The following is a 20,773-nucleotide window of genomic DNA, read 5'->3' as shown; positions in this document are numbered from 1 at the left end:
ACGCCGTGACCGACCGCCCCGACCGCCCCGACCGCCCCGGCCAGCGCGACCGGCTCGATCCGGCGGCCCGGCGCTGTGTCGACGCGCTGGCCGCCGCCTTCCCCGACCTCGGCGGCGCCGTGACCGACGCCGCCGAGGCCCGCCGGATCCTGGCCGCCGTTCCCGGGCCGGCCACCGCCCCGCCCGCGGTCGGCGCCGTGGCCGACCGGACCGTCCCCGGCCCGCCCGGCGGACCCGCCGTGCCCGTACGCGTCTACCTGCCCGATCCGGCGCGGTGGCCCGGCCCGCGCCCGACCGTCGTCTTCTGCCACGGCGGCGGCTTCGTGCTCTGCGACCTCGACACGCACGACCGCACCGCCCGCAGCCTGTGCCGGGCCGCCGGGGCCGCGGTCGTCTCCGTCGGCTACCGCCGGGCCCCCGAGCACCGCTTCCCGGCCGCCGTGGAGGACGCCCACGCCGCCCTGTGCTGGGCCGGGGAGCACGTACGGGAGCTCGGCGGCGATCCCGCCGCCCTGGTGGTGGCGGGCGACAGCGCCGGCGGCAACCTCGCCGTGGCCTCCCTGTTGCTCGCCGCCGAGCGCGGCGGGCCGCCCGTGGCCCTCCAGGTGCTGGTCTACCCGGCACTCGGGGCCGCGATGGAGCTGGACTCGTACCGCCGCAACGCGACCGGCTACTACCTGACCACCGTGCACATGCGCTGGTTCTGGGAGCAGTACCTCGGGCCCGGCGGCGACCGCCGCGACCCGCTCGCCTCGCCCCTCGACGCCGGGGCGGAGGCCCTCGCGGCCCTGCCCGCGGCCCATCTCGTCCTGGCCGGATGCGATCCGCTGTGTGATGACGGACACGTCTTCGCCCGGCTCCGGGCCTCCCGCGGGGCGCCCGTGAGCGTCGACTGCCACGACGATGCGTTCCACGGTTTCCTCGCCTTCTCCGGCCGTCTGCCGCAGGCGCGGCGGGCGTTGGCGACTCTGGGGGAAGTCATCGCCGCCACGGTGAAATACGGGAAGAATTCCCGTGGAGAGGGGGGCAAGGCAGGATAATTTATTGATCTCCCTCTTGAGTGGAAGACCCTTACATGCATACGCTGTCTTTACGTGAGGTTCTCCTGTGGAGGAAGTGACATGACGGAAACTCTTGTGCCGGGCGTGAGCGGTAGCGCCATAACCGCCGGTGCGCGGGTGGTCGACCACCCGGCGTGGCCCGTGCTCAAGGCCGCCGTGGAAGAGATCCGGCCTTGGCAGTCCAAGGACGGTTCGATCGACTTCGACGCGGAGGGCGCCCCCACCCGGGCCGCCGCCGAGGCCGCGCTGAACCGCGTCGTCGGCGCGGTCGAGGAGCTCTCCCCGCTCCTCCCGCACGCCACGGCGTACCACCGGGCGCTCGTCGCCGACCTGCGCAAGTGGGCCGCGGACGGCTTCCAGGTGCCGGACTTCCTCGACTCGCTGCTCGCCTTCCAGCCGGCCGCCGAGCGCGCCGACGGCCTGCAGCACCTCGTGGTCTTCCCGATGTACACGCAGAACGGCAACCCGGACCGCAACCTGGAAGCCGTCGCGCTGAAGATGGTGTGGCCCGAGTGGCTCGCCGAACTGGAGCGCACCCGGTACGACAACCCGCTCTTCCTCGGCATCACCTTCGAGGACTTCACCGCGGGCTACGACACCAACTCCGCCGTGCTCTTCCCGGAGACCATCGCCGTCCGCGAGGCCCCCGAGCGCTTCACCTGGGGCGGCATCTTCTGCGACCGCGAGGCCGCGCGCTTCCGCAAGGTCACCGAGGCCGCCGTGGACACGCTCGGCATCGAGCTGCCCTCGGACATCGCCGCGATGATCACCGACCAGGAGCGCTGCGAGAAGGCGTTCGTCCTGTGGGACATGGTCCACGACCGCACCCACAGCCACGGCGACCTGCCGTTCGACCCCTTCATGATCAAGCAGCGCCAGCCGTTCTGGATGTACGGCCTGGAGGAGCTGCGCTGCGACCTCACCGCCTTCAAGGAGGCCGTGAAGCTCGACTCCGAGGGCAACGAGCACGGCCGTGACGTCCAGTACGCCGTGCTGTTCGACCGCATGTTCCGCTTCCCGCTCAGCGGCGACCGGAACCGCAACTACGACGGCCTCGGCGGCCAGCTGCTCTTCGCGTACCTGCACAAGCACGACGTGATCCGCTGGACCGACAACAAGCTCAAGATCGACTGGCAGCGCGCCCCCCAGATCACCAACCAGCTCTGCGGCGAGATCGAGAAGCTCTACCGCGACGGCATCGACCGCCCGAAGCTGGTCCACTGGTTCAAGGCGTACGAGCTGGTCTCCACCTACCTCGCTCCGCACCCGGGCTCCAAGTGGGCCAAGGGCCCCGACGCCCTCGACCTGACGCAGCCGCCCCGCAAGCTCGTCGACGACGTGCTTCCGGACGAGTTTCCGCTCAGCATGTTCTTTGAGGCACTCGCCAAGAAGCTCAAGGGCGTGATCGCCTCCACCAAGGGCATCACGGCCGAGAGCGCCGAGCGGGTCGCCGCGTGAGCGCTCGCGCGGAGGAGGCAGCAGCGATGAACGGGAACGGCAACGGCACGCTGAGCGGTGCGGTCGTCGCAGTGGCCGGGGCCGGCGGTCCCGCCGGCCGCGCGGCCCTGATGCGGCTCGCCGAGGCGGGCGCCGTCGTGGTGGCGTCCGACGCCGACCCGGCGCGCCTCGCAGAGGCCGTCGACGCGGCGCGCTACGCCCACGGCGGGGCGACCGTCGTCGGCGACACCGTCGACCTGCTCGACCTCGACGCGACCCGGGACTGGGCCGCGCGGACCGAGAAGGAGTTCGGCCGGCTCGACGGGCTGGTCCACCTCGTGGGCGGCTGGCGCGGCAGCTCCTCCTTCACCGAGACCGACCTCGCGGACTGGGACTTCCTGGAGAAGCTCCTCATCCGCACGGTTCAGCACACGTCGATGGCCTTCCACGACGCACTGCTGCGCAGCGACCGCGGCCGCTACGTCCTGGTCAGCCAGTCCGGTGCGCACAAGCCGGTGGCGAACAACGCCGCGTACAACGCCGGCAAGGCGGCCGCGGAGGCCTGGACGCTCGCGCTCGCGGACTCGTTCCGCAAGGCGGGGGGCGAGGACGGGCCGCAGGCCGCGGCTGCGATCCTGGTGATCAAGGCACTGGTGCACGACGCGATGCGCGCCGAGCGCCCGAATGCGAAGTTCGCGGGCTTCACCGACGTGAAGGAGCTGGCCGAGGCCATCGCCTCCGTCTGGGACCGGCCCGCCACGGAAGTGAACGGACAGCGTCTGTGGCTCACCCCGCAACCCTGAGGACCGACGCCCGCCGGCACCATGACCCGGCGGTGCGCGGTTTCGCCAGCGACAACTACGCCGGCGTGCACCCGGAGATCCTCGAGGCAATCGCCTTGGCCAACGGCGGCCACCAGGTCTCCTACGGCGAGGACGAGTACACCGAGCACCTTCAGAAGATCATCCGCAGCCACTTCGGGCCGTACGCGGAGGCCTTCCCGGTCTTCAACGGCACGGGGGCCAACGTCACCGCCCTCCAGGCGATGACGGACCGCTGGGGTGCGGTGATCTGCGCCAAGACCGCCCACATCAACGTGGACGAGGGCGGCGCGCCGGAGCGGATGGCGGGCATCAAGCTGCTCGCCGTCCCCACTCCGGACGGCAAGCTCACCCCCGAGCTGATCGACCAGGAGGCCTGGGGCTTCGAGGACGAGCACCGGGCGATGCCGCAGGTCGTGTCGATCACCCAGAACACCGAACTGGGCACGGTCTACACCCCGGACGAGATCCGGGCCATCTGCGAGCACGCCCACGGGCTCGGCATGAAGGTGCACCTCGACGGCGCCCGGATAGCCAACGCCGCCGCGTCGCTGGACGTCCCGATGCGGACGTTCACCAACACCGTCGGCGTGGACGTGCTGTCGTACGGCGGCACCAAGAACGGCATGATGTTCGGCGAGGCCATCGTGGTGCTCAACCCGGATGCCGCACGCATGATGAAGCACGTCCGCAAGATGTCGATGCAGCTGGCGTCCAAGATGCGCTTCGTCTCGGTGCAGCTCGAGGCCCTGCTCGCCAAGGACCTGTGGCTGCGCAACGCCCGGCACGCCAATGCCATGGCCCAGCGGCTCGCCGAGGGCGTGCGCCAGGTCGACGGGGTCGAGATCCTCTATCCCGTGCAGGCCAACGCCGTGTTCGCACGGCTGCCGCAGGAGGTCACCCGGCGCCTGCAGAAGCGTTTCCGCTTCTACTTCTGGGACGAGGCGGCCGGTGACGTCCGCTGGATGTGCAGCTACGACACCCAGCCCGAGGACGTGGACGCCTTCCTCCAGGCCCTCAAGGAAGAGCTCGCCCGCTGATTCGATAGTCATGCAGGAGCTTGCATAGGTATGCTCCTGGGTCATGGAACTGACCCAGGAGCATTCCGGCATGGCCGCTTATCTGGCGGCCGACGACGTGATCGACCACGGCCACCCCGTCGTACAGGAGACCGCGGCCGCCCTGCGCGCCGCCGCCCCCGGCGCGCACGCGTACGCCCGGGCGGCCTTCGAGTTCGTCCGCGACGCCATCCCGCACTCCGCCGACTCCGGCGACCCCCGCGTGACCTGGCGGGCCTCCGACGTGATCGCCCTGCGCACCGGCATCTGCTACGCGAAGTCCCACGCCCTCGCCGCCCTGCTGCGCGCCGAGGGCATCCCCACCGGCCTCTGCTACCAGCTGCTGCTCGCCGACGAGCACGGCGACCGCCACGTCCTGCACGGACTGGTCGCCGTCCGGATGCCCGGCCACGGCGGCTGGGCGCGGCAGGACCCGCGGGGGAACGTCCCGCCGGGCGTCGACGCCCGCTTCTCCCTCGACGGGGAGCGGCTCGCCTGGCCCGTCCGCCCCGAGCGCGGCGAAGTGGACCACCCCCGCCTGTACGCGACCCCGCCCGCGTCCGTGCTCGACGCGCTGCGGGGGTCCGCCGACCGTGAGGAGCTCTGGCGCACGCTCCCGGTACGGCTGTGAACCCCCGCCCGCGGGGCCCCCTGGTCCGGGCTCAGCCCGCCTCGCGGACCTGGGCCGGGGTCGGGGCGGTGCCCCCGAGGTGGGCGGGCAGCCACCAGGAGTCCTCGGGGCCCTTGGGCTTGGCCGGATAGGCGCGCTGCGCGGCGTCCAGCAGCTCCTGTACGCGCTCGCGCAGCCGCCGGGTGATCGCACCCGCGTACTGGTCCGTCGGGGCCTCCATGGGCTCGCCCACGCGCATCGTCACGGGGATGTGGCTGCGGCGCAGGTCCTTGGGGCGCCCCTTGGTCCACAGCCGCTGCGTGCCCCACAGCGCCATCGGGATCAGCGGCACGCCCGCCTCCTGCGCCATGCGCGCAGCACCGGACTTGAAGCTCTTGAGCGTGAACGACTGCGAGATCGTGGCCTCGGGGAACACCCCGATGATCTCGCCGGCGCGCAGCGCGTCCAGCGCCTGCTGGTAGGCCGCCTCGCCCTGCTTGCGGTCCACCGGGATGTGCTTCATCGCGCGCATGAGCGGGCCCGAGACCTTGTGCCGGAACACCGACTCCTTGGCCATGAAGCGCACGAGGCGCTTGGAGGGGCGCGCGGTCAGGCCGGTGAAGATGAAGTCGAGGTACCCGATGTGGTTCGAGACGAGCACGGCACCGCCCTGGCGGGGGATGTTCTCCGTGCCCTTCATGTCGATGCGGATGTCCAGCGCACGGAACAGCGAGTGCGCGGCGCCGACGACCGGGGGATAGACAAACTCTGCCATGGCGGGGAGACCCGTCTTTCTGCCTGGGGAGGTTCTCCCGGCGGGAAGTTACGCCATCGTAGGTACGTGGCAAGGGGATCGTGCCCCATGGCGGCCCGGCTGGCCAGTTCAGAGGAGCGTGCCCGGGGAGATTCTCGTCACGCCGGGAATGCCGCAGGCCACGGCGGCGCTCGGGTGTTCGTACCGGACGGGCGAGGAAGGGCGGGAACGGACGTGCGCGGGCGTGAGGGAGACAGGCGGCTGGGGGCCGCCGAACTGGGCGCGGAGCCGGGGGAGCGGGCCACCCTGGTGCAGTTCTCCAGCGCCTTCTGCCAGCCCTGCCGGGCGACCCGCCGGATCCTCGCCGAAGTGGCCGCGCTCGTCGGCGGCGTGGCCCACGTCGAGATCGACGCGGAGGCACACCTCGGGCTGGTCCGCGACCTGGGCATCGAGAAGACGCCGACCGTCCTCGTGCTGGACGCACAGGGCCGGATCGTGCGGCGGGCCGAGGGAATGCCGCGCAAGGCCGACGTGATCGCGGCGCTCGGCGCCGCCGTCTGAGCCCGTCGGGGGCCTCCCGGGGCGTCTCGCGCCGGTGTTCGGGCTCCGGCGCGCGCTTCCGCGCGGTCCGTGACCCCGCTCGCATCTCGCCGTAGTCGCTTGACTGCGCACACGACCGCTCGACAGGCTGGCGGCATGCGGTCTGAACTCCTTCTTTACGGACGGATCCACGTCGATCTCGTCCGGCACGCGAGTGCGCGCTGTCACGGTTCCTGAACCGGTTCCCGGTACCCGAACGGCCCTCCCTCGCAGACCGACCAGAAGGACACCCCTCATGACGGCTCCGACCGTACTTCCCGGCACCGCCCTCCCCGGCTCGCCCGAACTGCTGCGCTCCGTCTTCCGGCAGCACGCCGCCGGGGTCGCGGTCATCACCGCCTCGCGCGGCGGCCGGCCGGCGGGCTTCACCGCCACCTCGCTGTCGTCCGTCGCCGCGGAACCGCCCCTGCTGTCGTTCTCCGTCGGCACCGGCTCCTCCAGCTGGCCCGCCATCGCAGAGGCCGGACACATCGGCGTGCACATACTCGGCGAGCACCAGCAGGAGCTGGCGGGGCTGTTCGCGCGGAGCGGGGCCGACCGGTTCGGGCCGCGTACCGCCTGGCGGACCGGTCCGGAGGAGGTGCCGCTGCTGGACGGCGTCCTCGCCTGGCTCGTGTGCCGCGTGGTCGCGCGGGTGCCCGCCGGGAGCCACCGGATCGTGCTCGCGGAGGTCGTCGCGGGGGACCCCTCGGGAGCCGCCGACGGCGCCTCCGGGCCGCTGCTCTACCACCAGGGGCGCTTCAACGCGCTGCGCGACTGAGTCGTGCCTGCTGGCGGGCACTTTCCGTGCTCCGCAGGCGTTGGCAAGGTCACAGTTCACCTGGCTTGATTCCTGGGGAGACCCACGGTGTACTGACGAGTAACATTTCGTTCGGAGCGCGGGCCGCCCCGACCGGGATCCGCCCAGTAAGGCGCCTATGCTGCCTGCACAAGGCAGCCCAGAAAAGACGATGCAGTAGGAGAGCCGGCGTGAGCCTGAGGATCGTTGTCTGTGTGAAGTACGTGCCCGACGCCACCGGCGACCGGCACTTCGCCGATGACCTGACCGTCGACCGCGACGACGTCGACGGCCTGCTGTCGGAGCTCGACGAGTACGCCGTCGAGCAGGCGCTGCAGATCGCCGAAGAGGCGGACGACGCCGAGGTGACCGTCCTGACGGTCGGCCCCGAGGACGCCAAGGACGCGCTGCGCAAGGCGCTGTCGATGGGCGCCGACAAGGCCATCCACGTCGAGGACGACGACCTGCACGGCACCGACGTCATGGGCACCTCGCTGGTGCTGGCCAAGGCCCTGGAGAAGGCCGGCTTCGACCTGGTCATCACCGGCATGGCCTCCACCGACGGCACCATGGGCGTGCTCCCGGCGATCCTGGCCGAGCGCCTGGGCGTCCCGCAGGTCACCCTGCTCTCCGAGGTCAAGGTCGAGGACGGCACCGTGACCGGCCGCCGCGACGGCGACACCGCCAGCGAGCAGCTGGAGGCCTCCCTCCCGGCGCTCGTGTCCGTGACGGACCAGTCGGGCGAGGCCCGCTACCCGTCCTTCAAGGGCATCATGGCCGCCAAGAAGAAGCCGGTGGAGTCCTGGGACCTCGAGGAGCTGGAGATCGAGGCGGACGAGGTCGGCCTCGAGGGCGCGTGGACCGCGGTCGACTCCGCGGCGCAGCGTCCGGCCCGCACCGCCGGCACGATCGTCAAGGACGAGGGCGAGGGCGGCAAGCAGCTGGCCGAGTTCCTGGCCGGCCAGAAGTTCATCTGAGAACTTCGGCCACTTCCCAACGCCCCCTCATACTTCGCAATCGCAGGAGAGCAGTCCCATGGCTGAAGTTCTCGTCTACGTCGACCACGTGGACGGCGCCGTCCGCAAGCCCACCCTCGAGCTGCTGACGCTCGCCCGCCGCATCGGCGAGCCCGTCGCCGTCGCCCTGGGCGCCGGCGCCGAGGCCACCGCCGCGGTGCTCGCCGAGCACGGCGCGGTCAAGGTCCTCACCGCCGACGCCCCGGAGTTCACCGAGTACCTCGTCGTACCGAAGGTGGACGCGCTCCAGGCCGCGTACGACGCCGTTTCCCCGGCCGCCGTGCTCGTCCCGTCCTCCGCCGAGGGCAAGGAGATCGCCGCGCGCCTGGCGGTCCGCATCGGCTCCGGCATCATCACCGACGCCGTCGACCTCGAGGCCGGCGACGAGGGCCCGGTGGCCACGCAGTCCGCGTTCGCCGCCTCCTTCACCACCAAGTCCCGTGTCTCCAAGGGCACTCCGGTCATCACCGTGAAGCCGAACTCGGCTCCGGTCGAGGCCGCCCCGGCCGCGGGCGCCGTCGAGGCGCTGTCGGTCACCTTCGGTGCGCTGGCCACCGGCACCAAGGTCGTCTCCCGCACCCCGCGCGAGTCCACCGGCCGCCCCGAGCTGACCGAGGCCGCGATCGTGGTCTCCGGCGGCCGCGGCGTCAACGGCGCCGAGAACTTCGCGATCATCGAGGCGCTCGCCGACTCCCTCGGTGCCGCCGTCGGCGCCTCCCGCGCCGCCGTCGACGCCGGCTGGTACCCGCACTCGAACCAGGTCGGCCAGACCGGCAAGTCGGTCTCCCCGCAGCTGTACATCGCCTCCGGCATCTCGGGCGCGATCCAGCACCGGGCCGGCATGCAGACCTCGAAGACCATCGTGGCCATCAACAAGGACGCCGAGGCCCCGATCTTCGACCTGGTCGACTACGGCGTGGTCGGCGACCTGTTCCAGGTCGTCCCGCAGCTGACCGAGCAGATCCAGGCGCGCAAGGGCTAGTCCCTGACCTGGGCATACTCTGCCTCCGGGGCCGTGTGGTGTTCGTCACCACACGGCCCCGAGTCATTTCCCCGGGGCCGCCAAGAGGGCGATGGGGGACCATTGACTGAGCGGAACGCCCTGACTAAATTCTGCTATGCGGATCAATGCTTCCGTGAAGCGGAAAATAGGAGAGTGCAGGATGGGTCAGCAGGAGAAGGTGGCAACGAGCCTCGCAGGCGCGGTCAGCGAGGGCATCAGCGCTTCCCTCGCGCCGGTGGACGCGGAGCTCGCGCGCCGCTACCCGGGCGATCCCGGCACCCGCCAGCCGATCCACACCGTCTACGTACCCGGTGACGTCTTCGGCCCCGGCACGATCCGCAGCTGGGGCGACCAGGCCCTCGCGGCCCTCGACGAGCACGCCCCCGACGCCGCCACCTTCGCCAAGGTGCTCGGCATCGGCGACGAGCTGGCCGGACCGGTCTACGAGCGCGTGCGTGCCAAGCTGCAGAGCGAGCCGATCGAAGACCTCCGCATCGACTTCGAGGACGGCTTCGGCGTCCGCTCCGACGAGGAGGAGGACCAGGCCGCCGCCCGCGCCGCGCGCCTGGTCTCCGAGGCCTACTCGAACGGCACCAACGCGCCGTACATGGGCATCCGCATGAAGTGCATGGAGTCCAACGTCCGCGACCGCGGCATCCGCACCACCGACATCTTCCTCTCGGGCCTCCTCGCCCACGGCGGTCTCCCGGACAACCTCGTCCTCACGCTCCCGAAGGTGACGTACGCCGAGCAGGTGTCCGCCTTCGTCAAGCTGCTGGAGGCCTTCGAGACCGCCCGCGGCCTGCGCCCCGGCCGGATCGGCTTCGAGATCCAGATCGAGACCAGCCAGTCCATCCTGGCCTCGGACGGCACCGCCACCGTCGCCCGCATGATCGACGCCGCCAAGGGTCGTGCCACCGGCCTGCACTACGGCACCTTCGACTACAGCGCCTGCGTCGGCGTCTCGGCCGCCTACCAGTCCAGCGACCACCCGGCCGCCGACCACGCCAAGGCGATCATGCAGGTCGCGGCCGCCGGCACCGGCGTACGGGTCTCCGACGGCTCGACCAACGTCCTGCCCATCGGCACGACCGGGCACGTCCACGAGGCCTGGAAGCTGCACTACGGCCTGACCCGCCGGGCCCTCGCCCGCGCCTACTACCAGGGCTGGGACATGCACCCGGGCCACCTGCCGACGCGCTACGCCGCCGTCTTCGCGTTCTACCGCGAGGGCCTCGACGCCGCCGCGGCCCGGCTGAAGGCCTACGTCGCCAAGATCGAGGGCGATGTGATGGACGAGCCGGCCACGGCCAAGGCGCTCGCCGGATACCTGGTGCGCGGCCTCGACTGCGGCGCCGTCGGCAGCGACGAGGTCACCACCCTGACCGGCCTCACCCGCGCCGAGCTCGACGCCTTCGCCATCCCGCGCCGCTCGGCCACCCTGACGGCGACGTCCTGACCCCGCCGCTGCGGGGCCCCTCGGGAGGGGGCCCCGCAGTGCTACGCCCCGGGGGGCGGGGGCAGCTCGCCCGAGCCGCGCGGGATCAGCCGGGTCGGCAGCTCGACCCGGGCCGGTGCCGGCCGCGCGCCGCCCAGCCGGGCGAAGAGCCGGCCCGCGGCCACCCGGCCGAGGGCTGCCGCGTCCTGCGCCAGCACGGTCACCCCGGGCCGCAGCAGATCGGCCAGTTCGAAATCGTCGAAGCCGACCAGCGCGACCGGCCGCTCCCGGTCCGCCAGGACCCGCACCACCGTGACCGTCACCCGGTTGTTCCCGCCGAACAGCGCGGTCACCGGCTCCGGGCCGGCCAGCATCCGCCCGACCTCCGCCGCCACCCGCTCCGGGGCCGTCGAACCCAGCGAGACCCACGACCCGGCCACCGGCAGCCCGGCCTCCGCCATGGCCGCGCGGTAGCCGCGCAGCCGCTCCGTGGCCGTGTGGATCCGCGGATGGTCGCCGATGAAACCGATCCTGCGGTGCCCGTGTGCGATCAGGTGCGCGACGCCCTCCAGTGCCCCGCCGAAGCTGTCGGACAGCACCACGTCCGCCTCGATCCGCCCCGCCGGCCGGTCCACGAACACCGTCGCCACCCCGGCCCGGATCTCCGGTTCCAGGTAGCGGTGGTCGTCCCCGGCAGGGATGACGACCAGCCCGTCCACCCGGCGTGCGCACAGCGCGAGGGCCAGTTCGCGCTCCCGGTCCGGGTCCTCCGCACTGGAGCCGATGACGAGCAGGGCGCCGTGGTCCCGCGCCACCTCCTCCACCGCCCGGCCGAGCGGGCCGTAGAACGGGTCGGCCAGGTCCTCCAGCACCAGCCCGATGCTCGCGGTGCGGCCCTTGCGCAGCACCCGCGCGCTGTCGTTGCGGCGGAAGCCCAGGACGTCGATGGATTCCTGGACCCGGCGCTCGGTGTCGGGGGTCACCCCGGGTTCGCCGTTGACCACCCGCGAGACGGTCTTCAGCCCCACGCCGGCATGGGCCGCAACGTCCTTCATCGTCGGCCGGATTCCGTAGCGGGACTCGGACGGGCGGGGCGGGGTGGGCACGGTCGGGGTCCTCCGGCAGGTCAGGGGCGCGCGGGGTAGGCGTACGGTCTCCAGGGTAGGGCGTGGGACAACGTTGTCAGGCGTACTTGGCCGGTAACCGCGTTTTCGTGACAGGGTGTTGCGGGCAAGCCACTGGGGGCTTCGGATGAGGGGGGACCCGTGATTGTCTGGATCAACGGCGCGTTCAGTGCCGGCAAGACCAGCACGGCACGCGAGCTGACCGGTCTGATCCCGAACAGCAACGTCTACGACCCCGAGGTGATCGGCGGTGCGCTGCGCCACCTGCTGCCGCAGAAGCGCCTCGACGAGGTGACGGACTACCAGGACCTGTCCATCTGGCGGCGCCTGGTCGTCGACGGCGCCGCCGCGATGCTCGCCGAGCTGGGCGGGGTCCTGGTGGTGCCGATGACCCTGCTGCGCCAGGAGTACCGGGACGAGGTCTTCGGCGGCCTCGCCGCCCGCCGGATCCCCGTACGGCACGTGCTGCTCGCCCCGGATGAAACGATACTTCGCGAGCGGATAGCGGCCCGGGAGGAACCGGACGTCCCGGACGCCGAGGAACGCGTCCGGCAGTGGTCCTACGACCGCATACCGGCCTACCGCGAGGCGCTCGGCTGGCTCACCGCCGACGCCTTCGCCGTGGACAACGGCCCGCTGACCCCGCGCGGCACCGCGGAGCTGATCGCCGAGGCGGTCCGCAGCGGCGCCGCCGGGGCCTGCGAGATCGTGCAGACGCCGGAGCCGACCCGGGAGACCCTCGCCGCGGGCGTCCTGCTCTTCGACGACCGGGACCGGGTGCTGCTGGTCGATCCCACGTACAAGCCCGGCTGGGAGTTCCCCGGCGGGGTCGTCGAGCCGGGCGAGGCGCCCGCCCGCGCGGGGATGCGCGAGGTCGCCGAGGAGCTCGGCGTCGAACTGCACGAGGTGCCGCGGCTGCTGGTGGTCGACTGGGAACCCCCGCGCGGACCGTCGTACGGCGGCATGCGGCTGCTGTTCGACGGCGGACGGCTCGGCGCCGACCGGGCCGGCCGGCTGCGGCTGCCGGGCCCCGAACTGCGGGACTGGCGGTTCGTCACCGAGACCGAGGCGGCCGGCCTGCTGCCGCAGGTGCGCTTCGAGCGGCTCCGGTGGGCGCTGCGGGCACGCGAACGCGCCACCGTGCTCAACCTGGAGGCGGGCACCCCGGTCGGCTGACGGACGCGCGCCCTGCGTCGTACGCCGCGCCGCCCACGGCCGCCCGCCGTGCGGCCGGACGCGACCGGCATCGGTCCGTCCGGCCGGGCGGTCGGCGTCAGGCGGGGCTCTGCTCGACGGCGGCCTTCAGCACGGCCGCCGTGTCCTCGGTCAGCGGGTCGCCGTGTCCGAAGCACGCCACCGCCGGGGAGAGGGCGGCGAGCCGCCGGAAGGACGCCAGGGCCTGCGCGCGGTCGGTGTTGAAGACGCCGAGCATCACCTGGCCGATGCCCGCCACGCAGTCGCCGGTGAACAGCACCCCGTGCCGCGGCAGGTGGATGCCGATGCTGCCGTCCGTGTGGCCGGGGGAGTGCACGACGAACGCGCCGTCGCCGAAGCCGAGCTCGTCGCCGTGCTCGAGCTCCCGGTCCACCCGGGTCGGCGGGGCCTCGGGAACCGTCATCCCGTGCTCGTACAGCGGGACTTCCCAGTCCAGCAGGTCCGGCTCCGGAACGGGCGCCTCGCCGCGGATCACCGGCGCCTCCAGCCGGTGCGCCATCACCGGTGCGCCGTACCGTGCGGCGAGCTCCTCCGCCGCTCCGATGTGGTCGCGGTGGCAGTGCGTCAGCACGATCCGGCGGATGTCCTCGGGCCGCAGCCCGAGGGACCGTATCGCTTCTTCGATCCCGGGGCCGGACGTGATGTTCCCGGCGTCGATCAGGGTCAGCTCCGCCCCGTCGCGCCACAGGTACGCCTGGCCGATGGGGAAGCGCAGCATGTGCAGCTGCGGCAGTACGTCGACACACTCGACAAGATCCATGCGTCGAACTTACGGGCAGCCGGGACCGGAACGGGCGCGGCCACGCTCTGCGCGAACTACGCGCAGAGCGCAGCGCCTTGAGCGCCCGCCCGGTCAGGCGTTCTTCGACGCGGCGTAGTTGACGAGGAACAGCGCCTCGGCCACCGACAGCCGCTCCAGCTCCTCGGGCGAGACGCTTTCGTTCGCCGCGTGGATCTGCGCCTCCGGCTCGCTCAGCCCGATCAGCAGGATCTCCGCCGCCGGGTACAGCGCCTGGAGGGTGTTGCACAGCGGGATCGAGCCGCCCATGCCCGCGGCCTGCATCTCCTGGCCGGGGTAGGCGGCCTCCAGGGCCTTCGCCATGGACGCGTACGCCGGGCTGGCCGTGTCGGCCTGGAACGGCTGGCCCTGGCCGACCTGCTCCAGCGACACGCGTGCGTTCCACGGCGTCCGGCTCTCCAGGTGCGCCGTCAGGAGCTTGTTCGCGTCCACGGTGTCCATGCCCGGCGGCACCCGCAGGCTGATCAGCGCGCGGGCACTGGCGTGCACGGACGGGGTGGCACCGACCACCGGCGGGCAGTCGATCCCGAGCACGGTCACCGCCGGACGGGCCCACAGGCGGTCCGAGACCGATCCGTCGCCGATCAGGTCCACGCCGTCGAGTACCCGCGCGTCGGAGCGGAAGTCGGCCTCCGGGTACTGCAGGCCGTCCCACTGCGCGTCGGCCGCCAGACCGTCCACGGTCGTCGAACCGTCCTCGGCGCGCAGCGAGTCCAGGACGCGGATCAGCGCGGCCAGCGCGTCCGGTGCGGCCCCGCCGAACATGCCGGAGTGCAGGTTGCCCTCCAGGGTGTCCACCTGGATGCGCACCATGGTCATGCCGCGCAGGGTCGCGGTCACCGTCGGCAGGCCGACGCGGAAGTTGCCCGCGTCGCCGATGACGATGGTGTCGGCCGTCAGCAGCTCCGGGTGCGCCTCGGCGTACTGCTGCAGGCCGCCGGTGCCCTGCTCCTCCGAGCCCTCGACGATCACCTTGACGGAGACCGGCACGCCGCCGTTGGCCTTCAGGGCCCGCAGCGCGAGCAGGTGCATGATGAACCCGCCCTTGCAGTCCGCGGCGCCGCGGCCGTACCAGCGGCCGTTGCGCTCGGTCAGCTCGAACGGCGGGGAGACCCAGGCGGCTTCGTCGAGCGGGGGCTGCACGTCGTAGTGGGCGTACAGCAGCACGGTCGGGGCGCCCGCGGGTCCCGGCAGGAAACCGTAGACCGACTGGGTGTCGTCGGGGGTGTCGAGGAGTGCCACGTCCTGGAAGCCCTCGGCGCGCAGCGCGTCGGCGACCCAGTTCGCGGCGCCCTCGCTCTCGCTCTTGGGGAACTGCGCCCAGTCCGCCACCGACTGGAAGGCCACCAGCTCGGACAGCTCCGCCTTGGCGCGGGGCATCAGGGCGGCGACGGTCTCGGCGATCGGGTGGGACGGCATGGGCACGCTCCTCGTGGGTGCGACGTTGTGGTACGTGTACGCCGGTATCCGGACGCATCGTGTGCGTGCCGGGTACGGCGGGGACAGAGCCGATCTTCCCACAGCGGGGCCGTGACGGGCTCCGCCGTAGGATGCGCTCGGCACCGGAGCAACTGGGGATCAGGAGCAGCAGCACATCGTGAGCGAGCACGGGGACAACGGCGGCGCGGACCGCACGCAGGACGGCGGCCGGTCGGCCGGGGACGGGACGGAGGCCGTGGACGCGGCGGAGGCGGCCGGCGGGGCCGGCGAGGTGGAGGCCGTGTTGCCCGGGCCGGGGTCCGCGGAGCCCGCTCCGGACGAGATCTGGGACGTCGTCGTGGTGGGGGCCGGACCGGCCGGCGCCTCCGCGGCGCACGCGGCCGCGGTCGCCGGACGGCGGGTGCTCCTGCTGGAGAAGGCCGAACTGCCCCGCTACAAGACCTGCGGCGGCGGCATCATCGGCCCCTCGCGCGACGCGCTGCCGCCCGGCTTCGTGCTGCCGTTCCAGGACCGCATCCACGCCGTCACCTTCTCGCTGAACGGCAAGCTGACCCGCACCCGGCGCTCGCGCCACATGCTGTTCGGGCTCATCAACCGGCCGGAGTTCGACGCGGGTCTGGTCGCCGCGGCCGAGAAGGCCGGGGCGCAGATCCGGACGGGGTCCACGGTGATGCGGGTGGAGCAGCACGGCCCGGCCGTGCCGGACCGCCGGACCGTCGCCGTCGTCCTCGCGGACGGCGAGACGGTGCTGGCCCGTGCCGTGGTCGGCGCGGACGGCAGCGCCAGCCGGATCGGCGCCCACGTCGGCGTCAAGATGGCCCAGGTGGACCTGGGACTGGAGGCGGAGATCCCGGTGCCGCCGACGGTCGCCGAGGACTGGAAGGGCCGGGTGCTCATCGACTGGGGCCCGCTGCCGGGCAGTTACGGCTGGGTCTTCCCCAAGGGCGACACGCTCACCGTGGGCGTCATCTCGGCCCGCGGGGACGGCGCCGCGACCAAGCGCTACCTGGAGGACTTCATCGGCCGGCTGGGGCTCGCGGGCTTCGAACCGGCCGTCTCCTCCGGCCATCTGACGCGCTGCCGCACCGACGACTCGCCGCTCTCGCGCGGCCGGGTGCTGGTGGCCGGGGACGCGGCGGGGCTGCTGGAGCCGTGGACCCGCGAGGGCATCTCCTTCGCGCTGCGCTCGGGCCGGCTCGCGGGCGAGTGGGCGGTGCGGATCTCCGAGGCGCAGGACGCCGTGGACACCCGCCGCCAGGCCCTGAACTACGCCTTCGCGGTCAAGGCCGGACTCGGCGTGGAGATGGGCGTCGGGCGGCGCATGCTCAGCCTCTTCGAGAGCAAGCCGGGTCTGCTGCACGCGGCCATCACCGGTTTCCGGCCGGCCTGGCGGGCGTTCGCCAGGATCACCCGGGGGTCCACCTCGCTGGGCGAGATGGTGCGGACGTACCCGTTGGCGAGGCGTGCGCTCAACGCCGTGGACCGCAGGGCCGTGGACCGCGAACCGGAGCAGGAGCAGGCGCAGGAGCAGGTCACTCCGACACCGTGAGGCGGAAGACCGGGTGGTCCGGGGCGGCCGCGAGGAGCTCCTCGTCGGAGGACTTCGCCGTCACGCCCTGGAAGAACCGGTCGACCTCCCAGCCCCACTTCTCCAGGTAGCCGCGCAGGAGCTCGGGCTTCTCGGCGGCGGTGAGCTCCGTGACGGTGAACGTCCGCACCTTGCGGCCCACGCGCAGCTCACCACCGCCGGCGACGCGCATGTTCCGCACCCACTGGGAGTGGCCGCGGGCGGAGACCAGGTACGTGGCGCCGTCGGTGTGGGTGTACGGGTTCACCGGGATGCGCTGCATCTGCCCGGACTTGCGCCCGCGGACCGAGAGTTCGGCGCTTCCGGCGAGGCTGATGCCGAGGCGGGCCAGCTTGCCGAACAGCGCGTTGAAGCGGACGGCGAACGGACCGGCCTGGGCGTAGTACGGGGTGGGGTTGCTGCTGCTCATCACGGCCTCCGCGGCACTTGAGAGAGCGGTGCTCTCGCTTGAGATCAGTGTGCACGGATCGCCGCGCCAAAGCAAGAGCATCGCTCTCGTTTGTGGTCAGTGCTCTGTTCGCGTGGCAGACTGATCCGCATGAGTACCGTCCGAGGGGCCCGGGAACGCGCCCGTATCGAAATCACCGCGGCCATCAAGGACGAGGCACGCAAGCAGCTCGCCGCCGAAGGCGCCGCGAAGCTCTCCCTGCGCGCCGTCGCACGGGAACTGGGCATGGTCTCGTCGGCCCTGTACCGGTACTTCCCCAGCCGCGACGACCTGCTCACCGCCCTGATCATCGACGCCTACGACAGTGTCGGCGCGGCCGCCGAGGCCGCGCTCGCCCGCACCGCCGGAGCCCCGGCCCGCGACCGCTGGACCGCCGTCTGCCGCGCCGTCCGCGACTGGGCGCTGGCCCACCCGCACGAGTACGCCCTGATCTACGGCTCGCCCGTACCCGGCTACAGCGCCCCGCAGGACACCGTCGGCCCCGCCTCCCGGGTCGGCAACACCTTCATCGCGGTGCTCCGCGAGGCCCACGCCACCCGCGGGCTCGCCCTGCCCCCGCTGCCCCCGGCCCTGCGCCCCGAGGCCGAGCGGATGACCGGGGATTTCGCCCCGGACCTCCCGCCCGCCGTGACCGCGGCGCTGGTGGCGGCCTGGGCGCAGCTGGTGGGCCTGGTGTCCTTCGAGCTGTTCGGCCAGTTCAACCGGGTCGTCGAGGACCGGGACGCCTTCTTCGCCCACGCCGCGGACCGGCTCGCCCACGGCGTGGGCCTCCAGAGCGGCTGACCGCTCGCCGTCAGATCTGCGAGGTGTCCCGCCACAGCCGGGCGACCGACAGGTCTCCGGTGACCTCCGGGCCGTCCAGCGGCAGCCGGTTCCACAGCGCGGCGTACAGCCATGCGGCCGAGCCCGTCACCTCGCAGTCCGCCGGCCCCTCGTCGGACTGCACGGTGCGGGCCGGTTCCGCGGACAGGTGAACGGTCCACACCGCACCCGTGTCGGCCGCGCGCACCCGCAGGACGCGCTGCCCGTCCGGGTCGCGCACCTGGCTGCGGGGCCGCGCGTGGAAGCCGGTCAGCAGCTCGTCCACGCCGTCCTCGGCGAACTCCGCCGCCACCGGCGAGAACACGTGCCCGAGCGCCGACTCCGCGTCCATCCGGTGCACCGTCGTCTCGTGCGCCTGGCGCCGGGCCCAGAACGCCAGCGGCGAAGGCGGCGCCGTGGGCAGGAAGGTCCAGCACTGCCGGTCCGCCGGCGCGTGCGCCAGGGTCTCGACCAGCGCGGCGTGCCCCTCGCGGAACCACGCCAGCAGCTCCTGGCCGGTCAGCTCCGGCCCGTCCCCGAACGGCACCCGCTCCAGCAGCCCCTCGTCGACGTACCGGGCCGCCCAGCGGTGCACCGCGCCGGTGTGCCGCAGCAGATCCGCGACCCGCCAGCCCGGACAGGTCGTCACGGCCGCGTCCGTCCCGGCCCGCTCGGCCGCGTCGGCCAGCCCCTCGCCCTCGCGCTCCAGGACCTTGATGTACTCGGTGATCTCCATGGCCGGGAGTCTGCCAGGCGGCGCCGCGCGCGGACCCGGGGACCGGCAATCCGCCCGCCGGGCCTGGGACCATGGGGAGACATGAACGAGGAACTGTTCCCGCGGAGCCGCAGCGCCCCGGCCCCCGGGGCGGTGCACGTGCCCGACTGGCTCCCGCCGCACCGCCAGCGGGAGCTGGTGGCCGCCTGCCGCGAGTGGGCCAGGCCGCCGGCCGGGCTCCGGACGGTGCGGACCCCGGGCGGCGGCACCATGACCGCGCGCCAGGTCTGCCTCGGATGGCACTGGTTCCCGTACGGCTACGCCCGCACGGTCGTCGACGGCGACGGCGCGCCGGTCAAACCGATGCCCGCGTGGCTGGCCGCGCTCGCCCGGGAGGCGGTCCGGGACGCCTACGGCGCCGAGCCGGACTGCGGCCCGTACGACATCGCGCTCGTCAACTTCTACGACGCCGGGGCGCGGATGGGCATGCACCGCGACGGCGACGAGCACGCGGAGGCCCCGGTGGTGTCGCTGAGCCTGGGCGACTCGTGCGTCTTCCGGTTCGGCACCGCAGGCTCCCGCGGGCGCCCCTACACCGACCTGGAGCTGCGCAGCGGCGACCTCTTCGTCTTCGGCGGCCCCGCCCGCTTCGCCTACCACGGCGTGCCGCGGGTCCACCCGGGCAGCGGCCCGCCCGGCCTGGACCTGAACGGGCGGCTGAACATCACCCTCCGCGTCAGCGGGCTCGGGTGATCGCGGCCCGTCGCCGGGAGCGGATGCGGAGCCGTCCCGGGATCATGCGAGGATCGGCTCCATGAACGGCAACGCGGCCCCTCGGCGGGTGGGGGATGTGTCCACGCGGACCAAGCTGGAACGGGGCCGCGGGGCGCTCGGGCCGGCCCTCGAACTCGTCCACACCGGACGGGCTCCGACGCGTGCCGTGCTCACCGCCGAGCTCGGGGTCACCCGGGCTACCGCGGGTGCCGTCGCCGCCGAACTGGAAGCGCTCGGCCTGATCCGCGTCGACTCCCGGCCGGGGGTCGCGGGCGGCTCGCAGGGCCGGCCCTCGCACCGGCTGGCGATCGAGGAGAACGGGCCCGTCGCCCTCGCCGCGCAGGTCCACCCCGACGGCTTCCGGGCCGCGCTGGTCGGCCTCGGCGGCCGGATCGTCGCCACCGCCCCCGGCCAGGTCACCGTGTCCGCCGACCCGGCGCAGGTGCTGGGCGCGGTGGTGGACGCGGGGGCCGCCCTGCTGAAGGAGAGCGGCCGCCGCTGCGTCGGCGCGGGGCTGGCCGTCCCCTCGGCCGTGGCGGAGCCGGAGGGTACGGCCCTCAACCCGCTGCACCTGGCCTGGCCGCCCGGAGCGCCGGTCCGGGCGATCTTCGCCGACTGCGTGCGCAACGCCGGCATCGAGGGCCCGGCGCTGACCGGCAACGACGTCAACCTCGCCGCCCTCGCCGAGCACCGCCACGGCGCCGGGCGCAGCGCGCAGCACCTGCTGTGCGTGGCCACCGGGCACCGCGGGGTCGGCGGCGCGCTCGTCCTCGACGGCCGTCTGCACAGCGGCAGTTCCGGGCTCGCCTTGGAGGTCGGCCACCTGACCGTGAACCCCGAGGGCCGGGCCTGCCACTGCGGCGGCCGCGGCTGCCTGGACGTCGAGGCCGACCCGCTGGCCTTCCTGACGGCCGCCGGCCGCACCCCGGGCCCCGAGGTCTCGCTGCTCCAGCAGGCCCGTGACCTGCTGCGCGGCGAGTACGAGGACCCGTCGGTGCGGCGCGCCGCCGAGGAGCTGATCGACCGCCTGGGCCTGGGCCTGGCCGGTCTGGTCAACATCCTCAACCCGGACCGGATCATCCTCGGCGGCCTGCACCGGGAGCTGCTGGACGCGGACCCGGAGCGGCTGCGCGCGGTGGTCGCGGACCGCAGCCTGTGGGGGCGCAGCGGGGGAGTCCCGATCCTGCCGTGCACCCTGGACCACAACAGCCTGGTCGGCGCGGCCGAGCTGGCCTGGCAGCCGGTGCTCGACGACCCGCTGGGCACCCTCGGCACGGCGGTCTAGACCGTCCG

At 73.1% G+C, this 20,773-nt stretch carries 21 protein-coding genes; 15 read left to right on the top strand and 6 right to left on the bottom strand.

Annotated features, from left to right (window positions below):
• Positions 1 to 5: 5 nt before the first annotated feature.
• The 5 genes from ACZ7H1_RS03340 (at position 6) to ACZ7H1_RS03320 (ending at position 5,008) form a co-directional block, all read left to right on the top strand.
• A complete protein-coding gene (locus tag ACZ7H1_RS03340) occupies positions 6 to 1,040 on the top strand; it encodes an alpha/beta hydrolase (RefSeq protein WP_470783294.1) in 1,035 nt (344 codons plus the stop codon).
• 81 nt (positions 1,041 to 1,121) lie between these two features.
• Positions 1,122 to 2,519 carry a DUF6421 family protein gene (locus tag ACZ7H1_RS03335; protein ID WP_470783292.1) on the top strand — a complete coding sequence of 466 codons (1,398 nt, stop codon included), beginning with the start codon at positions 1,122 to 1,124 and terminating at the stop codon, positions 2,517 to 2,519.
• A 26-nt stretch (positions 2,520 to 2,545) separates the two neighbouring features.
• On the top strand, positions 2,546 to 3,301 hold the full coding sequence (locus tag ACZ7H1_RS03330) for an SDR family NAD(P)-dependent oxidoreductase (RefSeq protein WP_470783290.1): 756 nt from the start codon (positions 2,546 to 2,548) through the stop codon (positions 3,299 to 3,301).
• Positions 3,298 to 4,359 (top strand): threonine aldolase family protein, encoded by a 1,062-nt coding sequence (locus ACZ7H1_RS03325; protein ID WP_470783568.1) that lies wholly within the window; start codon positions 3,298 to 3,300, stop codon positions 4,357 to 4,359. Before ACZ7H1_RS03330 ends, ACZ7H1_RS03325 begins: the two co-directional genes overlap by 4 nt.
• Positions 4,360 to 4,402: 43 nt before the next feature.
• Positions 4,403 to 5,008: a transglutaminase-like domain-containing protein gene (locus ACZ7H1_RS03320; RefSeq protein WP_470783289.1), complete on the top strand. Its 606-nt coding sequence runs from the start codon at positions 4,403 to 4,405 to the stop codon at positions 5,006 to 5,008.
• Between the two features lie 31 nt (positions 5,009 to 5,039).
• Here ACZ7H1_RS03320 and ACZ7H1_RS03315 read toward each other — a convergent pair whose 3' ends face one another.
• Positions 5,040 to 5,762, bottom strand: coding sequence for a lysophospholipid acyltransferase family protein (locus ACZ7H1_RS03315; RefSeq protein WP_470783287.1), 723 nt, complete (start codon positions 5,760 to 5,762; stop codon positions 5,040 to 5,042).
• 174 nt (positions 5,763 to 5,936) lie between these two features.
• Between ACZ7H1_RS03315 and ACZ7H1_RS03310 the strand changes: the two genes are divergently transcribed.
• The 5 genes from ACZ7H1_RS03310 to ACZ7H1_RS03290 all read left to right on the top strand — a co-directional run bounded on the left by ACZ7H1_RS03310 (position 5,937) and on the right by ACZ7H1_RS03290 (position 10,597).
• Complete coding sequence (locus ACZ7H1_RS03310; protein ID WP_470783285.1) at positions 5,937 to 6,302, top strand: thioredoxin family protein; 366 nt, start codon at positions 5,937 to 5,939, stop codon at positions 6,300 to 6,302.
• Between the two features lie 274 nt (positions 6,303 to 6,576).
• Complete coding sequence (locus ACZ7H1_RS03305; protein WP_470783283.1) at positions 6,577 to 7,101, top strand: flavin reductase family protein; 525 nt, start codon at positions 6,577 to 6,579, stop codon at positions 7,099 to 7,101.
• Positions 7,102 to 7,310: 209 nt separating this feature from the next.
• Positions 7,311 to 8,096, top strand: coding sequence for an electron transfer flavoprotein subunit beta/FixA family protein (locus tag ACZ7H1_RS03300; RefSeq protein WP_470783281.1), 786 nt, complete (start codon positions 7,311 to 7,313; stop codon positions 8,094 to 8,096).
• 58 nt (positions 8,097 to 8,154) lie between these two features.
• Entirely contained in the window at positions 8,155 to 9,117 is a 963-nt protein-coding gene (locus ACZ7H1_RS03295) for an electron transfer flavoprotein subunit alpha/FixB family protein (RefSeq protein ID WP_470783280.1), read from the top strand.
• Between the two features lie 181 nt (positions 9,118 to 9,298).
• Positions 9,299 to 10,597 carry a DUF6986 family protein gene (locus ACZ7H1_RS03290; RefSeq protein WP_470783278.1) on the top strand — a complete coding sequence of 433 codons (1,299 nt, stop codon included), beginning with the start codon at positions 9,299 to 9,301 and terminating at the stop codon, positions 10,595 to 10,597.
• A gap of 41 nt (positions 10,598 to 10,638) precedes the next feature.
• Here ACZ7H1_RS03290 and ACZ7H1_RS03285 read toward each other — a convergent pair whose 3' ends face one another.
• Positions 10,639 to 11,631 carry a LacI family DNA-binding transcriptional regulator gene (locus ACZ7H1_RS03285; RefSeq protein WP_470783567.1) on the bottom strand — a complete coding sequence of 331 codons (993 nt, stop codon included), beginning with the start codon at positions 11,629 to 11,631 and terminating at the stop codon, positions 10,639 to 10,641.
• Positions 11,632 to 11,841: 210 nt separating this feature from the next.
• Here ACZ7H1_RS03285 and ACZ7H1_RS03280 point away from each other — a divergent pair, with 210 nt between their 5' ends.
• The gene (locus tag ACZ7H1_RS03280; RefSeq protein ID WP_470783276.1) at positions 11,842 to 12,876 is read left to right on the top strand and encodes an NUDIX hydrolase; all 1,035 of its coding nucleotides are present in this window, start codon (positions 11,842 to 11,844) and stop codon (positions 12,874 to 12,876) included.
• Positions 12,877 to 12,973: 97 nt separating this feature from the next.
• Here the strand turns inward: ACZ7H1_RS03280 and ACZ7H1_RS03275 are convergent, their stop codons facing one another.
• Positions 12,974 to 13,675, bottom strand: coding sequence for an MBL fold metallo-hydrolase (locus ACZ7H1_RS03275; RefSeq protein ID WP_470783275.1), 702 nt, complete (start codon positions 13,673 to 13,675; stop codon positions 12,974 to 12,976).
• Between the two features lie 93 nt (positions 13,676 to 13,768).
• A complete protein-coding gene (locus tag ACZ7H1_RS03270) occupies positions 13,769 to 15,133 on the bottom strand; it encodes a M20/M25/M40 family metallo-hydrolase (protein WP_470783273.1) in 1,365 nt (454 codons plus the stop codon).
• 343 nt (positions 15,134 to 15,476) lie between these two features.
• Between ACZ7H1_RS03270 and ACZ7H1_RS03265 the strand changes: the two genes are divergently transcribed.
• On the top strand, positions 15,477 to 16,703 hold the full coding sequence (locus ACZ7H1_RS03265) for a geranylgeranyl reductase family protein (protein ID WP_470783565.1): 1,227 nt from the start codon (positions 15,477 to 15,479) through the stop codon (positions 16,701 to 16,703).
• Here the strand turns inward: ACZ7H1_RS03265 and ACZ7H1_RS03260 are convergent.
• The gene (locus ACZ7H1_RS03260; RefSeq protein ID WP_470783271.1) at positions 16,687 to 17,151 is read right to left on the bottom strand and encodes a nitroreductase family deazaflavin-dependent oxidoreductase; all 465 of its coding nucleotides are present in this window, start codon (positions 17,149 to 17,151) and stop codon (positions 16,687 to 16,689) included. The two genes, ACZ7H1_RS03265 and ACZ7H1_RS03260, sit on opposite strands and share 17 nt — an antisense overlap.
• A 129-nt stretch (positions 17,152 to 17,280) precedes the next feature.
• Between ACZ7H1_RS03260 and ACZ7H1_RS03255 the strand changes: the two genes are divergently transcribed.
• Positions 17,281 to 17,973 (top strand): TetR/AcrR family transcriptional regulator, encoded by a 693-nt coding sequence (locus ACZ7H1_RS03255; protein WP_470783269.1) that lies wholly within the window; start codon positions 17,281 to 17,283, stop codon positions 17,971 to 17,973.
• A 10-nt stretch (positions 17,974 to 17,983) separates the two neighbouring features.
• Here the strand turns inward: ACZ7H1_RS03255 and ACZ7H1_RS03250 are convergent, their stop codons facing one another.
• Complete coding sequence (locus tag ACZ7H1_RS03250) at positions 17,984 to 18,727, bottom strand: maleylpyruvate isomerase family mycothiol-dependent enzyme (protein ID WP_470783267.1); 744 nt, start codon at positions 18,725 to 18,727, stop codon at positions 17,984 to 17,986.
• An 81-nt stretch (positions 18,728 to 18,808) separates the two neighbouring features.
• On the opposite strand from ACZ7H1_RS03250, the gene ACZ7H1_RS03245 reads away from it, so the two are divergent.
• On the top strand, positions 18,809 to 19,459 hold the full coding sequence (locus ACZ7H1_RS03245; protein ID WP_470783265.1) for an alpha-ketoglutarate-dependent dioxygenase AlkB family protein: 651 nt from the start codon (positions 18,809 to 18,811) through the stop codon (positions 19,457 to 19,459).
• A gap of 61 nt (positions 19,460 to 19,520) precedes the next feature.
• Positions 19,521 to 20,765: an ROK family protein gene (locus ACZ7H1_RS03240; protein ID WP_470783264.1), complete on the top strand. Its 1,245-nt coding sequence runs from the start codon at positions 19,521 to 19,523 to the stop codon at positions 20,763 to 20,765.
• Positions 20,766 to 20,773 lie beyond the last annotated feature (8 nt).

Source organism: Streptomyces sp. NPDC037401, from assembly GCF_055602345.1.
Note: the sequence above shows the minus strand (reverse complement) of the source record. Positions and strands in the feature narration are given on the sequence as shown.